Below are 14773 nucleotides of genomic sequence, written 5' to 3'. Positions count from 1 at the left end.
TTCATCGTTAGACTATTTGCCGCCCAATCAGTACGAGCGGCAAACAGCCTGAAAACACCGATTGAGGTGTCCGGAAAAAGTTGACCACCTCACTGATCGGCATCAGGACAAGCCCCCTCCCACATTTGGACCCAGGTGTATCAGATGGATAACCGTCGATTCAGCCCTGCACCACCCCCGTCCCAAACCGCCGAATCGCCAGGCAATACCCCACCAGTGCCAGCCCCGCCAGCAACCCGCCCGCCGCGCCGATCCAGGCGAAGCCGAAGTGGCTGCCGACCCAACTGCCCATCAACGCACCGCCGCCGATGCCGATGTTGTAGATGCCGGAAAACATCGCCATGGCCACGTCGGTGGCGTCGGGTGCCAGCACCAGCACTTTGGACTGCATCGCCAGGCCGAAGCCCATGATCGCCATGCCCCAGAACACACTCAGGCCCACCAGATAGGACTCGGCGCCGCTCAACGGCAACATCAGTGCCAGGCAGGCCGCAAGCAGGAACACGCTGCTGACCACGAAGACGTGCGGGTTGAAGCGATGCACCAGGCTGAACAGCAGCGAGCCGATGATGCCGGCACCGCCGAACACCAGCAGGATCAGGGTGACCGCACTGCCACCCAGGCCGGCAACGCCTTCGACGAAGGGTTCGATGTAGCTGTAGGCGGTGAACTGGGCGGTGACGGTCATCGCGGTGAGCACGTAGAGCGCCACCAGTGCCGGGCGCTTGAACAGCAGCGGCAGGCTGCGCAGGGAGCCGGAGTTCTGGCTCGGCAACGGCGGCAAGGTGCGCCACAGCCAGAACACCAGCGCGGCGGCGAACGCGGCAATCACCAGGAAGGTGGTGCGCCAGCCCATGGCCTCGCCCAGCAGGCGGCCCAGGGGAATACCGAGCACCATCGCCAGGGACGTACCGGTGGCGAGCAGGCCCAGGGCCTGCACTTGCTTGCCCTGGGGTGCCAGGCGCACCGCCAGGGAGGCGGTGATCGACCAGAACAGCGCATGGGCCAGGGCGATGCCGATCCGGCTGACCATCAAGAGGCCGAAACTGGTGGCCACGCTGGACAGGATATGACTGACGATAAACAGGCCGAACAGCACGATAAGCAATTTGCGCCGTTCGACGTTACGCGTGAGCAGCATCACCGGCAGCGACGTCAGCGACACGATCCACGCATAGATAGTAAGCATCAGGCCGACGCTGGCCACGGGCATGTCAAAGCTGGCGCCGATGGCGCTGAGCAGGCCGACCGGCACGAATTCGGTGGTATTGAACACGAAGGCGGCCAACGCCAGGGCGATGACCGGTTGCCAATTGGCTTGGGGGGTTGCGGCTGAAAGGCTCATTGCGGGGCGAGGTACTCTGACAGTGATCAAACGGCCGCGCAGGACACGCGGGGCCGTTGAGCATTCTATAGGTTTCTCGCGGCGCTGTTGGCCCTGATCCTGCCCGGTTATCGCATGACGGGTCAGCGCGACGCCCTAAGCGCCCGGTTGAGTCGACCTGATCAGCCCCGGCTCACGGATCCACCTGCGTCATCAACTCGGGAATGCTTTCCGGGCGCCTGGCATAGCGCTGGGCCAAGGCCGCGCACACCATCAACTGGATCTGATGAAACAGCATCAGCGGCAGGATCAGCACACCCATGCTCGCCCCGGCGAACAACACCTGGGCCATCGGCACGCCGGTGGCCAGGCTTTTCTTCGAGCCGCAGAACAGGATGGTGATGCGGTCTTCCTGGCTGAAGCCGAACGCCTTGCCCAGCAGCGCGGAGGCCACCAGCACCAGCGCCAGCAACACGCAGCACGCCAGCACCAGGCCGCCCAGCTCCCACAGCGGAATCTGGTGCCAGATGCCTTCGTTGACCGCCTCACTGAAAGCGCCGTAGACCACCAGCAGGATCGAGCCCTGGTCGACGAACTTGAGCCAGGACTTGTTGCGGCCAACCCAGTCACCGATCCAGCGCCGGGCGATCTGGCCGGCGACGAACGGCAGCAGTAACTGCACGCTGATCTTCAGGATCGCGTCGACGGTGGAGCCGCCATCACCGTGCACATTGAGCAGCAGGGTCACCAGCAAGGGCGTGAGAAAGATGCCGAACAGGCTCGAGGCCGCCGCGCTGCAGATGGCCGCCGGAATATTGCCGCGCGCCAGGGAGGTGAAGGCAATCGCCGATTGCACGGTGGCCGGCAGCGCGCAGAGGTAGAGCATGCCCATATACAGGTCGTTGCCGATCAGCGGCGACAGCAGCGGCTTGAGCGCCAGGCCCAGCAGCGGGAACAGCACGAAAGTCAGGCTGAACACCAGCAGATGCAAACGCCAGTGCCCCGCCCCGGCGACGATGGCCTGGCGCGACAGTTTGGCGCCGTGCAGGAAAAACAGCAGCGCGATAGCAAGGTTGGTGACCCAGCCGAAGGCCACGGCGGTCTGGCCGCTGGCCGGCAGCAGGGAGGCGAGGATCACCGTGGCGATCAGGGCCAGGGTGAAGTTATCGGGCAGGAAACGCGGACGGGTCATAAGCAAATCTTCCAGGGGTTGCCAAGCGCATGGGGCGACTCTAACGTAACGTCCTATTACCGACTAACGCCAATGAGCCAGTAAATGCCGCCTAAAGGACAGCACAAAACCGTCCGACGCACGATTCCCGGGCTGTCCAGCCTGCCGCGAGCGGTGTATGGGCGCACCGAATCGTTGCCTGATCGTGCGCTGACGCGGCGGCACAGCCATCCGTGGGTGCAGTTGTCCTACGCCATTTCCGGGGTGCTGGAGATCCAGACCAGTGCCGGCCGCTTCGTCGCACCGCCCCAGCGTGCGGTGTGGATTCCGGCGGGCATGCCGCACCGCGTCTACAGCGCGCCCCACACCGAGATGCGCAGCCTGTACCTGGATTGCAGCGTCACGGCGTGGGCGGCCGGGCACTGTCACGTGCTGGAGGTGAGCAGCCTGTTGCGCGAGTTGATCCGCAGCTTCAGCGAACGGCCGGCGGACTATGCCGAAGATGGCCCCGATGGCCGCCTGGCCCAGGTGATACTCGACCAACTCGCCGCCGCGCCCCAGGTGGACTTGATGCTACCCCTGCCCCATGACGCCCGCTTGCGGCAGATCTACCGCAGCCTGCACCTGCATCCGGAGCAGCAGACCACCCTGGGGGATTGGAGCCGCAAGCTGGGGATCAGCGAAAAAACCCTCAGCCGCTTGTTTCTGAGTGACACCGGGCTGACCTTCCGCGCGTGGCGCCAGCGCCTGCGCCTGCTGAGCGCCCTGCCCGCCCTGGAGCAAGGCGAGCGGGTAACGGACGTGGCGCTGGGCTGTGGTTATGAATCGACGTCGGCGTTCATCAACGCGTTTCGCCAGCAATTCGACGCCACGCCGGGGGAGTTTTTCCGTTGAGGATTGGCCCGCCCACTGCAAAAAATCCCCAAACGCGCGCTCGGCTGGTATTGTGCCGCGCTTTGGAACACCGCTACCGACTTGCGAGGAATGGACGTTGAACACTGACGAAAAAATGACCGGGGACCTGTTCGAGGTCGATAAGCGCCTGTCACTCAAACCCGTGGTGGACTTCAACGCCTACCTGCGCGACGCGTTTGGCGACGGCCCCTGCACCTGCATACGCTGCACCGCCAGCGGTGGCGATGAAACCGGCTACGGCTTCCAGCACACGTTCAACTTCGACGGCAAGCCTATGCACCGTCGCTTTGCTTCGACAGCGGGCAGTGATGTGCTGATGGTGCTGAAAAAGGCCTGGTTGTCGTACACCAAGGCCGAGCTGCCGCTCAGTGGTGTGTTGGCGCTGGAGACGGTAAAGGAGTTTGTCGAGCCGCAGTTGCACAAGCGCGTGGCGCCACTGCTGTTGGCCAGTGGGTTGGTCAAGGATGTGGACGGCCAATTGCACATTCAGCCACAAGCATCGAATTGAACGCACTTCAAATGTGGGAGGGGGCTTGCCCCCGATGGCGGTGGGCCAGCTAAGCATTGCTTGCCTGACACACTGCTATCGGGGGCAAGCCCCCTCCCACATTGGTTTTGTATTCGCCGATTAAAAACCGGGGACGCCTTGCATGCGGAGCTCGGGAGACAGTTCTTCCAGCGGCTCGGTCAGCGGCCGTTCGCTCATTCCCGGCAGTAGAATCACCTTGCGGCATTCCTCCTCGGCTTTATCAAACAGTTCATAGCCCCGCGCGGCCTGTTCCAGAGACAGTCGATGGGTAACGATTGCCTCGGGATTCAAATGCCCGAGTTCAATGTGCTCAAGTAATTCCGGCAAGTAGCGCTGCACGTGGGTCTGGCCCATCTTGAAGGTCAGACCCTTATCGAACGCGTCGCCAAACATGAAGCCATGGATAAAGCCGGCATACACCCCGGCCACGCTGACCACCCCGCCACGGCGCACGGCCGCGATGCACTGGCGCAGGGCCTTGCCGCTGCTGCCTTCGATCTTCAAGGTGGTGAGGATGGTTTCCGTGGTGCTGCCCTTGGCTTCAAAACCCACCGCATCCACCACGCCGTCGACGCCGCGCATGCCGGCGGTCTGGCGGATGATGGTGTCGGCCGGGTCATCGTCCTCTTCAAAGTTGATAGGGATCACGCCATACATCTTTTGTGCGTAGGCCAGGCGATAGGGATGATCGTCGACCATGAAAATTTGCTCTGAACCGAGCATCTGCGCGCACGCCGCGCTGAGCAGACCCACGGGGCCGGCGCCATAGATCGCCACGCTTGCGCCTTTGCCGATACCGGCATTGGTCACCGCCTGCCAGGCCGTGGGCAGGATGTCGGAGAGAAACAACACCTTTTCATCCGCCAGCAACCCAGGCACCTTGAACGGCCCGGCGTTGGCCTTGGGCACCCGCACCAGCTCGGCTTGGCCACCGGGGATGCCGCCGTACAGGCGGCTATAGCCGAACAACGCGGCACCCGGGGGAATCGCCTTTTTATTCAGGATCGCGCCGCGCCCGTCGTTGGTGGTTTCGCAGGCGGCGTACTGCTGCAACTGACAGAAAAAACAGTCGCCACAGGCGATCACGAAGGGGATCACCACGCGGTCACCGCGCTGCACCGCCGTAACTGCCGGGCCGGTTTCCTCGACGATGCCCATGAACTCATGCCCGAAGATATCGCCATGCTCCACCGTGGGGATCTTGCCCCGGTACAGGTGCAGGTCCGAGCCGCAGATCGCGGTGGCGGTGACGCGCAAGATGATGTCGTCGGGTTGCTCAATGATCGGGTCAGGGACGGTATCGACCTGGACTTTATGGGCGCCTTGGTAGGTCATCGCGCGCATGGGCTGCACTCCTGTGATGGGGACTTACTAGTTAAGGGCACGCCCCGCGCCGGGTGTTCCATCACCGTGCGGCGGTAAGCGATAAATGGTCGTTCAGCGCAGGCGCGTGACCGTGAGCGCCACCACGGCGATCCGCTCGACGCGCTCATACCCTGGCTTGTCGAGTTCTTCGCCGAAGACGTCCGGGTCCAGCTCACGGTAGGTCCAACCATAGGCATCGCTGGCCAGCAACGGCTTTACCGCATCCAGGAAAGGGTCGCCGCCGGCCACCATCGCCACGCCGGTATACAGCAGCAGGCTACCGCCAACGGCCAGGCGCCCGAGGGATTCGCCGGCGATGCGCACCGACAACTGCTCGCCCAACGCACCACCGCCATGGCGATAGGCGCGCTGGCGGTCGTCATTCATGTACGGCGGGTTGGCGACGATCAGGTCGAATTCGCCTTCGACGCTGGTCAGCACGTCACTCTGGTAGACACTTACATTCGCGAGGCCCGCCAACTCGGCATTCACCGCAGTCAGGCGCAGGGCGCGCGGGTTGATGTCCACCGCGAGCACCTCGGCGTCGTGCCGCGCATGGGCGACGACCAGCGCACCGACCCCCGCCCCGCAGCCAATGTCCACCGCGCGCTGGAGCGGCTCGAAGCGCTGCTGCAAATAGGCTTCGATCACCTGGGCGAATCGATAGCTGTCAGGGCCGAAAAACACCGCGTCCGACTCCACGGTGGGATAAGGCGAATGGGCAAACAACAGGTCACCCAGGCAGGACCAGCGCACGCTGCTGCGCCACAGCGCGTCGTGTTTTTCAATCACTCCGGCCTGCTGCAGCTCTTCACGAAAGGCCTCGGGCAGCAGGTCGTTGTCGAACGGCATGGACCAGCCGAACACATCGCGCAGGTTCATCGCCAGCGGGGTCGACAAGCGCCGGAACACGCGCTCGTGGGTCAGCGGTGTCGGGGTGATAAAACGATAACCGCTCTCCTTCAAGCCTCGGCCAAGGTTGAGCAGGGCACGATCGGCCAGTTGTTGTGCAGACATGGACAGATTTCCTTAGCGCAGACGCGCGCGCAGTTGGATAAAACGGCGGGTGGCATACAACCCGGCAGGGCTGCAGTGGCGCCGCGCCGACATCCACGGGATCAGCGCGCCCAGTTGCTGCTCATCGGGCAGGCTCCAGAGTGATTCGACGAGGGCCTGGGTATCCGGATCCGCCGGGCGGTGCTGTTCGCGGCTGAAACGGCTGCCGCGCCCCGGTCGTACCGGGGCCACACGCTGGGTGCCGATCCAGTCACCGGCGATCCAGTCATGCAGCACCTGTTTTTCATAGCCGCTGAACACCCCGAACATCGCCGCGCCCGCGCCTTCGATCAACTGCCAGAAGCGGCTCTCGGCGGGGTCCTGGTTGCGTTTGATCCAACCCTTTTCCTCCATCGCCCTGAGGAATTCCCCCATCTGCCCGGGCTTGGCCAGCCACTGATTGACGGTCTTGCCTTCGAAGCGGCAGTAGTCCGAATGCATATGCTGGCCAAAGCTGCGCTTGCGTTCGAGCATGGCCATCACTTCATCCTGCAGGTCAAAACCCTCGATAACCGCAGTGGTGCCTGGGCCAAGGTCATTGAGGCGATAGCCGGCGGCGACGCGACGGTAGAAATCTTCCCTGCCCTCTCCCAGCGGCAGCAGGTTGAGCACCGACTGCGCGGCTTTGCTGGCGTGGCCGCTGCTGGCGTTGTCGATGGTCACGTGAAGGGTGAAGTAATAGGGGTCGATGCCCAGCTCGCTCAGTTCGTAGGCAGTGATCAGCAGGTGCAGAGGCAACTGCTCATAACCCAGGTTGTAGCCGATGATTTCCGGCAGGAACTCCTCGGCACACAGGCCCAGGGCCAGTTGCAGTGCGCCTTGCAGATAGTGGCCGTCCTCGAGCCCCGCCTCGCTGTCGGCATCATGCTCGCTGAGCAACTTGCGATAGATCACCACATGGTTCTGTGCGGCTTCGCCGTCGCCCAACTCTTCAAGGTAAGTGGTCAGCAGACCGTCGAAGCGCTGATCCTGCCAATAGCGCAGCAGGCCATAGAGCCACGCACCGTCGACCTGTTTGGTCGGGGCCACGCGTTGCAGCACATACAGCGCGTGCGCCTTGTTGTGGAAGTAGCGGCGCGGCCGGCCTTGCTGGCGTTGCTCCAGGTACTCGGCGTAGGCCTGGGCCACGGCGGCGCAACGCTGTTCCACCCAGGCCGGCAACTGCTCGGGCACCTCGGGCAGGTCGCTGACGGTCCCTTCCACCTGGGCCAATTGATCCTGCAGGTAATCACGCGCCAAGTGCGTGGCATCCGCAGATTCACCGTACAGCTGTTGGTAGACCCGTTGATGGCGACCCTGGGCCGAGTCCGTGACAGAGGCCGGTTGGCCCGACAGCGCTGTGAGGAGTGTCATGGTGGCAGTTTCCGCAAAGTCCGTTACAACGGGCCAGCCTGCAAGGCGGCCCCGCAAAAGCGCTTGAACCACGCGCCTATAAAATGCAGAGCCTTGGGAGGTGCGGAAAATTCAAATGAGGTTGTTGAAGGGGGGATAAGCGGTCGTGATGCCTGGGTTAGTGGCTTTTCCTACCGATGAGATTTGAGGCGCAGAAAATCAGGGATACTCTTCCCGGGCGTGCAATACGCTGACGATCTCAATGCGCTCTGCGGTGACTCGGTAAACCAGCACGTAATTAGGGTGAACGACGATCTCGCGAGTCCCTGGAACTCGACCGTTCGGATACAAGTACGGATGTTCCGTCAGCGGTAACGGCGCACCTTCAAGGCGGGTTTTGAGGCGTCGGGCGGCGCCAGGGTTGTGGGCTGCGATAAAGGTCACGATATCAATCAGGTCGCTGATGGCTTCATCAAGCCAAACAACGGACAGCATCAGGCATTCGCCCTCTGTTTACGCTCCGCTTCCTGAATGATCGCTTCAACCCTCGCCATGACCTCATCATGCGCGACACCAGGGCCGGGACTGCTCAGGCTTTTTTCGACCTTTTTACGAAACCAGCGATCATGGCTACTCGCCTGTTCTTCGGTTTCAAACTCCGAAACAATTGGGGAAAGTGGAACACCCATCAGATGACCTCCTGTATGAATGCTCAGCAGTCTAGTCGCAACCCGGCATGCTGTCTCGGACCACCAGATGAAATGCAGGCCAGCTTATCCGAGCGGTGAAAATGTGGGAGGGGGCAAGCCCCCTCCCACATTTTTTACATCCTGGGTTGCTGCGTTGTTATTTACGCGCCGCCTCCCACTGTTTGAGCAGGTCGTTGTAGTTCACGGTCTCGCCTTTGGGCTTCTCGTTGGCCAGTTTCGGTTTCGGCGCGCCCGGCTGGTCGAACCAGTATTGCGCGTCACGCTCGGGGTTCATTTTCGGGCCGCACACCGGTTGCACCTTGGAGCGTTCCAGGCGCGTCATGATCGCGTCCTGCTCCTTGGCCAGGTTGTCCAGCGCCTGTTGCGGGGTTTTCTCGCCGCTGGCGGCGGCGGCGATGTTGCTCCACCACAGTTGCGCCAGACGTGGATAGTCGGGCACGTTGGTGCCGGTCGGCGACCACTCGGTGCGCGCCGGGCTGCGGTAGAACTCCACCAGCCCGCCGAGTTTGGGGGCCATGTCGGTCATGGCCTGGGAGTTGATATCGGACTCACGAATCGGCGTGAGGCCGACGATGGTTTTCTTCAAGGACACGGTTTTGGAGGTGACGAACTGCGCGTAGAGCCAGGCCGCGAGTTTCTGTTTCTCCGGCGTGGACTTGAGGAAGGTCCAGGAACCCACGTCCTGATAGCCCTTCTTCATGCCCTTCTCCCAGTACGGCCCGACCGGCGACGGCGCCATGCGCCATTTCGGCGTACCGTCGGCGTTCACCACCGGCAGGCCCGGCTTGACCATGTCGGCAGTAAACGCGGTGTACCAGAAGATCTGCTGGGCGATGTTGCCCTGGGACGGCACCGGGCCGGATTCGGAGAAGGTCATGCCCGCCGCTTCCGGTGGCGCATAGGCCTTCATCCAGTCCACATATTTCTGCGTGGCGAACACCGCCGCCGGGCCGTTGGTGTCGCCCCCGCGAGTCACGCTGGAACCCACCGGGTGGCAGTCCTCCACGCGAATGCCCCACTCGTCCACCGGCAGGCCGTTGGGCAGTCCCTTGTCGCCGCCACCGGCCATGGAGAACCAGGCATCGGTGAAACGCCAGCCCAGGGACGGGTCTTTCTTGCCGTAGTCCATGTGCCCATAGACGCGCTTGCCGTCGATCTCCTTGACGTCTTCGCTGAAGAATTTGGCGATGTCTTCATAGGCGGACCAATTCACCGGCACGCCGAGCTCGTAGCCGTATTTTTCCTTGAACTTGGCTTTCAGCTCCGGGCGCTCGAACCAGTCGGCGCGAAACCAGTAAAGGTTGGCGAACTGCTGGTCGGGCAGCTGGTAAATCTTGCCGTCCGGCGCAGTGGTGAAAGACAGGCCAATGAAGTCCTTGAGGTCCAGGGTTGGCGAGGTAAAGTCCTTGCCTTCGTTGGCCATCAGGTCGGTGATGGATTCGGTCTTGCCGTAGCGAAAGTGCGTGCCGATCAGGTCCGAGTCGTTGACCCAGCCGTCATAGATATTCTTGTCCGATTGCATCTGGGTTTGCAGCTTCTCCACCACGTCGCCTTCCTGCAGCAGGTCGTGGGTCAGCTTGATCCCGGTGATTTCGCTGAAGGCCTTGGCCAGCACCTTGGATTCATATTCGTGGGTGGTGAGGGTTTCCGACACCACGTTGATCTTCATCCCACGGAAGGGTTCGGCGGCCTTGATAAACCACTTCAATTCCTCAAGCTGCTGGGCTTCGGTGAGCGTGGACGGTTTGAACTCGCTGCCGATCCATTTTTTCGCCGCATCTTCATACGCATCCGCCCAGGCCGAAGCGCTCAAACCACTGAGGGCCAGTACGGCGGCCAATGAAATGCTATGTCGCAGCTTATTGTTTTTATTCAACATAGAGACCTCCAGGTTAATTTCACACGGGATTCGCAGACACCCCTCTCTTGCAGGAGCGAGCTTGCTCGCGAAAAACTCACAAACACCGCGGGCTACCAGGAGCACTGCGTTATCGTTGACGATTTTCGCGAGCAAGCTCGCTCCTACAGGGTGGTGCCTACCTAGCCCCAACGCATCACACTCAACAGCCATACCAGGGAGAGCGCGGACGCCACCCAGATGCTCCAGTCGGTAACGCCGATGACCAGCAGATGCAGGTAGGCGCTGCCGAGAAGACCGATAAACAAGCGATCACCACGGGTGGTGCTGATCGGCAGAAAACCGCGCCGAGGGATACTCGGCGAGCGCAACTCCCAGGTGGTCATGCCCGCCAGAATCAGCGCGATGCCGCCAAAGAACAGCGCCGTGGGGGTGGTCCAGGCCATCCATTCCATCATTGATTCCTCTAGACCCGGCCCAGGGCGAAGCCCTTGGCCACGTGGTTACGAACAAACCAAATCACCAGCATGCCCGGCAGGATGGTCAACACCCCCGCCGCCGCCAGCACGCCCCAATCGATACCCGAGGCCGACACCGTGCGGGTCATCACCGCCGCGATGGGCTTGGCATTGACCGAGGTCAGCGTGCGCGCCAGCAACAGTTCGACCCAGGAAAACATGAAGCAGAAAAACGCCGTCACACCGATGCCGGAGCCGATCAGCGGGATGAAAATCTTCACGAAGAACTTGGGAAACGAGTAGCCATCGATGTAGGCGGTTTCGTCGATTTCCTTGGGCACGCCGGACATGAAACCCTCAAGAATCCACACCGCCAGCGGCACGTTGAACAAACAATGCGCCAGCGCCACTGCGATATGGGTATCGAACAGGCCGATGGACGAATACAGCTGGAAAAACGGCAGCAAAAATACCGCCGGCGGCGCCATGCGGTTGGTCAACAGCCAGAAGAACAGGTGCTTGTCGCCGAGGAAACGGTAGCGCGAAAACGCGTAGGCTGCCGGCAACGCCACGCTCAGGGAGATCACCGTGTTCAGGCTCACGTAGTACAGCGAGTTGAGGTAGCCGGTGTACCAGCTGGGGTCGGTGAAGATCACCTTGTAGTTGGCCAGGGTGAAATCCTGCGGAAACAGGGTCAGCCCGCCGAGGATTTCGGTGTTGCTCTTGAAGGACATGTTCAGCAGCCAGTAGATCGGCACCAGCAGGAACAGGATGTAAACCAGTAGCGGAATAAGTTTGCGCTTGCTCATGTTGGCGGCCTCAGCGGTTGGCGTCGGAGTGGGTCATGGCGGTGTAGAACAGCCAGGACACCAACAGGATGATCAGGAAGTACACCAGGGAAAACGCCGCCGCCGGGCCGAGATCGAATTGGCCCACGGCCATCTGGGTCAAGGTCTGACTCAGGAACGTGGTGGCATTACCCGGCCCGCCACCGGTGAGTACGAACGGCTCGGTGTAGATCATGAAGCTGTCCATGAAGCGCAGCATCACCGCAATCAACAGCACGCTTTTCATCTTCGGCAGCTGGATATGTCGGAACACCGCCCAGGCCGATGCGCGATCGATGCGCGCCGCCTGGTAGTACACGTCCGGAATTGCGCGCAGCCCCGAGTAGCACAGCAGCGCCACCAGGGATGTCCAGTGCCACACATCCATCACCAGCACGGTGACCCAGGCGTCCGCCGTGTTGGCCGCGTAGTTGTAGCTGATGCCCAGGGCATTGAGGCTGTAACCGAGCAGGCCGATATCGGCGCGCCCGAAGATCTGCCAGATGGTGCCGACCACGTTCCACGGGATCAGCAAGGGGATCGCCAGCACGATCAGCACCAGCGACGACCAGCGCCCCTTGGTCGGCATGGTCAGGGCGATGGCGATGCCCAGGGGGATTTCGATCAGCAGCACACAGGCCGAGTAGATGAACTGGCGCAGCAGCGAGTCATGCAGGCGTGGATCGAGCAGCACTTGTTTGTACCAGTCGGCGCCGACGAAGTAGCGGCTGGACTGGTCAAAAATATCCTGCACCGAGTAGTTGACCACGGTCATCATCGGGATCACGGCACTGAACGCCACCAGCAGGAACACCGGCAGCACCAGCCACCAGGCCTTGTTGTTCTGCACCTTGTTCATGGCAGCACCTCCAGCAGGTAATCATCGGCGTAGAGCATCAGCCATTGCGCCGGGAAGCTGATGCAGGCGCGGCCTTCGGGCACTGGTTTGTCTTCGGCCAGGCGCACTTTGAGCGTGGCGCCGTCGAGGTTGAGGGTCATGATCTTGTAGGTGCCCAGGTCTTCCACGTGGGTGACGTCGGCCTGCAGCGCGTCAGGGTTGGGCTCGTCCCACACGTGGATGAACTCCGGACGAATACCCACCTGCAGTTTTTTGTAATCGGTGGCCTCGAGACGTCGCTGCAAGGCTTCGGACAGTGGCAGGTGGGTGCCGGCAAAGCGCACTCCGCCCGCCTCGGCCTGCACTTGAATCAGATTCATCCCGGGGCTGCCGATGAAATAGCCGACAAAGGTGTGACTGGGGCGCTCGAACAATTCGCGCGGCGTGCCGAACTGCACGATCTGCCCGCCGTACATCACCGCGATCTTGTCGGCGAAGGTAGAGGCTTCCAACTGGTCGTGGGTGACGTAGACCATGGTGATATTGAACTGCTCGTGGATCTGCTTGAGCTTGCGCCGCAGTTTCCACTTCAGGTGCGGGTCGATCACCGTCAGCGGCTCATCGAACAGGATCGCCGAGACGTCGTCGCGCACCAGGCCACGGCCCATGGAGACTTTCTGTTTTTCGTCAGCGGTCAGGTTGCGGGCTTTTTTGCTCAGCAGGTTCTGCAGGTCGAGGACTTCGGCGATTTCCTGCACCTTGCTGTGAATTTTCGCCTCGGCCATGCCCTGGTTGCGCAGCGGAAACGCCAGGTTGTCGAACACCGTCATGGTGTCGTACACCACCGGGAACTGGAACACCTGGGCGATGTTGCGCTTCTCCGGGGTGAGGTCGTTGACCACCTGGGTGTCGAACAACACCTGGCCCTCGGACGGGCTGAGCAGGCCGGAGATGATATTTAGCAGGGTCGACTTGCCGCAGCCCGACGGCCCGAGCAAGGCGTAGGCACCGCCCTGCTCCCACACGTGATTCATTTCCCGAATGGCGTAGTCTTCCGGCCCATTCGGCGTCGGACTGTAGCTGTGCGCCAGGTTGCGCAAATGGATCTCGGCCATCAGGCAACCCTCGCAATACGGCGCCCGGGGGCCTGGACCAAACGACCCTGACCATCGAACACAAACAGTTTATGGGTGGGGATATACACGCGGATCGGCGCGTCGACGTCGTACTCATGCACCCCAGGCAAGTGCAGCACCAGCAGGAAATGTTCGCTGCGCACGTGCAGGAAGGTTTCCGAACCGCTGATTTCAGCCACCTCCACGGTCACCGCCAGTTCCAGGTCATCGTCGTTGCTGGGTACCAGGCTGATATGGCTGGGGCGCACGCCGAAACGGAATTCGCCTTCGCCGATGGGACGCAGGTCGACATTCAGCGGAAAGTGCACGAAGTTGGCGAAGCTCACTTCATTGCCACTGATGCGCCCCGGCATCAGGTTGATCGGCGGCTCGGAAAACAGCTCGGCCGCCAGTACGGTCTGCGGCTGGTGATAGACCTCGGCGGCCTTGCCGCTCTGGATCACCCGGCCCTCGTGAAGAATGGTGGTGGTACCGCCCAGCGCCAGGGCTTCGTTGGGTTCGGTGGTGGCGTAAATGGCGATGGTGTGGCGCGCCTTGAACAGTTCGCGCATTTCCTGGCGCAGTTCTTCGCGCAACTTGTAGTCCAGGTTGACCAACGGCTCATCGAACAGGATCAACTCGGCGTCCTTGACCAGGGCCCGGGCCATGGCCGTACGCTGCTGCTGGCCGCCGGACAGTTCCAGCGGATGGCGTTGCAGGAATTTCTCGATGCGCAGCATCCGCGCCGTTTCCAGCACCTTGCTCTGGATCAGCTCATTGGACACACCGGCCTGGCGCAAGGGCGAGGCGATGTTCTCGAACACGGTCATGGTCGGGTAGTTGATGAACTGCTGATAGACCATCGACACGTTGCGCAGGCGTACCGGCTTTTGCGTGACATCCACACCGTTCATCAGGATGCGGCCGCTGTCGGGCTTGTCCAGCCCGGCCATCAGGCGCATCAGACTGGTCTTGCCGGACAGCGTGCGACCGAGCAATACGTTGAAGGAACCGGGTTCGAAACGCAGGGTGGCGTCGTCGATCCAGGTTTGACCTTCAACAACGCGGGAGACATGTTCCAGGGTCAATGACATGACACGACCTTTTTATTATTGGAATGAATCTGGCCAGTTGTCAGAGCGAGTTTCGTGCCAAGGATGGCAGGTGATTGATTCACAAGGGAATGGGCTCAGAGGCATGTTCAAGCGTGAATAAAATGAACAGTTCAGGCTGAACAATTGAACAGATTTGCAGTTGACAATGAACAGTTGTGAA

Annotated in this window: 15 protein-coding genes; 2 read left to right on the top strand and 13 right to left on the bottom strand. The window is 61.6% G+C overall.

Annotation, left to right across the window (positions count from 1 at the left end):
- Nucleotides 1–160 precede the first annotated feature (160 nt).
- Both BFP93_RS09175 and BFP93_RS09170 read right to left on the bottom strand, forming a co-directional pair.
- Nucleotides 161–1345 (bottom strand): sugar transporter, encoded by a 1185-nt coding sequence (locus BFP93_RS09175; RefSeq protein ID WP_065892836.1) that lies wholly within the window; start codon nucleotides 1343–1345, stop codon nucleotides 161–163.
- 172 nt (nucleotides 1346–1517) lie between these two features.
- Nucleotides 1518–2516, bottom strand: a complete 999-nt coding sequence (locus tag BFP93_RS09170) for a bile acid:sodium symporter family protein (protein WP_065885021.1) — start codon at nucleotides 2514–2516, stop codon at nucleotides 1518–1520.
- 84 nt (nucleotides 2517–2600) lie between these two features.
- Between BFP93_RS09170 and BFP93_RS09165 the strand changes: the two genes are divergently transcribed.
- Together BFP93_RS09165 and BFP93_RS09160 are read left to right on the top strand one after the other, a co-directional pair.
- Nucleotides 2601–3389 (top strand): AraC family transcriptional regulator, encoded by a 789-nt coding sequence (locus tag BFP93_RS09165; protein ID WP_065892835.1) that lies wholly within the window; start codon nucleotides 2601–2603, stop codon nucleotides 3387–3389.
- A 97-nt stretch (nucleotides 3390–3486) separates the two neighbouring features.
- On the top strand, nucleotides 3487–3918 hold the full coding sequence (locus BFP93_RS09160) for a hypothetical protein (protein WP_065892834.1): 432 nt from the start codon (nucleotides 3487–3489) through the stop codon (nucleotides 3916–3918).
- A gap of 120 nt (nucleotides 3919–4038) precedes the next feature.
- On the opposite strand, the gene BFP93_RS09155 is transcribed toward BFP93_RS09160, so the two are convergent.
- The 11 genes from BFP93_RS09155 to BFP93_RS09105 form a co-directional block, all read right to left on the bottom strand.
- Complete coding sequence (locus BFP93_RS09155) at nucleotides 4039–5283, bottom strand: zinc-dependent alcohol dehydrogenase (protein ID WP_065892833.1); 1245 nt, start codon at nucleotides 5281–5283, stop codon at nucleotides 4039–4041.
- Between the two features lie 93 nt (nucleotides 5284–5376).
- Complete coding sequence (locus BFP93_RS09150) at nucleotides 5377–6321, bottom strand: methyltransferase (RefSeq protein ID WP_065892832.1); 945 nt, start codon at nucleotides 6319–6321, stop codon at nucleotides 5377–5379.
- Nucleotides 6322–6333: 12 nt separating this feature from the next.
- Nucleotides 6334–7713 (bottom strand): iron-containing redox enzyme family protein, encoded by a 1380-nt coding sequence (locus tag BFP93_RS09145; protein WP_065892831.1) that lies wholly within the window; start codon nucleotides 7711–7713, stop codon nucleotides 6334–6336.
- 198 nt (nucleotides 7714–7911) lie between these two features.
- Complete coding sequence (locus BFP93_RS09140; RefSeq protein WP_065892830.1) at nucleotides 7912–8187, bottom strand: type II toxin-antitoxin system RelE/ParE family toxin; 276 nt, start codon at nucleotides 8185–8187, stop codon at nucleotides 7912–7914.
- Nucleotides 8187–8381, bottom strand: coding sequence for a type II toxin-antitoxin system RelB family antitoxin (locus BFP93_RS09135; RefSeq protein WP_065892829.1), 195 nt, complete (start codon nucleotides 8379–8381; stop codon nucleotides 8187–8189). Before BFP93_RS09135 ends, BFP93_RS09140 begins: the two co-directional genes overlap by 1 nt.
- A gap of 157 nt (nucleotides 8382–8538) precedes the next feature.
- Nucleotides 8539–10281, bottom strand: coding sequence for an ABC transporter substrate-binding protein (locus BFP93_RS09130; protein WP_065885013.1), 1743 nt, complete (start codon nucleotides 10279–10281; stop codon nucleotides 8539–8541).
- A gap of 161 nt (nucleotides 10282–10442) precedes the next feature.
- Nucleotides 10443–10715: a DUF2160 domain-containing protein gene (locus tag BFP93_RS09125; protein WP_003232363.1), complete on the bottom strand. Its 273-nt coding sequence runs from the start codon at nucleotides 10713–10715 to the stop codon at nucleotides 10443–10445.
- Nucleotides 10716–10726: 11 nt separating this feature from the next.
- Nucleotides 10727–11527, bottom strand: coding sequence for a carbohydrate ABC transporter permease (locus BFP93_RS09120; protein ID WP_003192012.1), 801 nt, complete (start codon nucleotides 11525–11527; stop codon nucleotides 10727–10729).
- Between the two features lie 10 nt (nucleotides 11528–11537).
- Nucleotides 11538–12404, bottom strand: coding sequence for a carbohydrate ABC transporter permease (locus tag BFP93_RS09115; RefSeq protein ID WP_003174635.1), 867 nt, complete (start codon nucleotides 12402–12404; stop codon nucleotides 11538–11540).
- Nucleotides 12401–13498, bottom strand: a complete 1098-nt coding sequence (locus BFP93_RS09110; RefSeq protein ID WP_065892828.1) for an ABC transporter ATP-binding protein — start codon at nucleotides 13496–13498, stop codon at nucleotides 12401–12403. Before BFP93_RS09110 ends, BFP93_RS09115 begins: the two co-directional genes overlap by 4 nt.
- Complete coding sequence (locus tag BFP93_RS09105; protein ID WP_065885009.1) at nucleotides 13498–14592, bottom strand: ABC transporter ATP-binding protein; 1095 nt, start codon at nucleotides 14590–14592, stop codon at nucleotides 13498–13500. The genes BFP93_RS09110 and BFP93_RS09105 overlap by 1 nt, the downstream gene beginning before the upstream one ends.
- Nucleotides 14593–14773 lie beyond the last annotated feature (181 nt).

The organism is Pseudomonas sp. 44 R 15, assembly GCF_900004965.1.
Taxonomy (GTDB): Bacteria; Pseudomonadota; Gammaproteobacteria; order Pseudomonadales; family Pseudomonadaceae; genus Aquipseudomonas; species Aquipseudomonas orientalis_A.
Note: the sequence above shows the minus strand (reverse complement) of the source record. Positions and strands in the feature narration are given on the sequence as shown.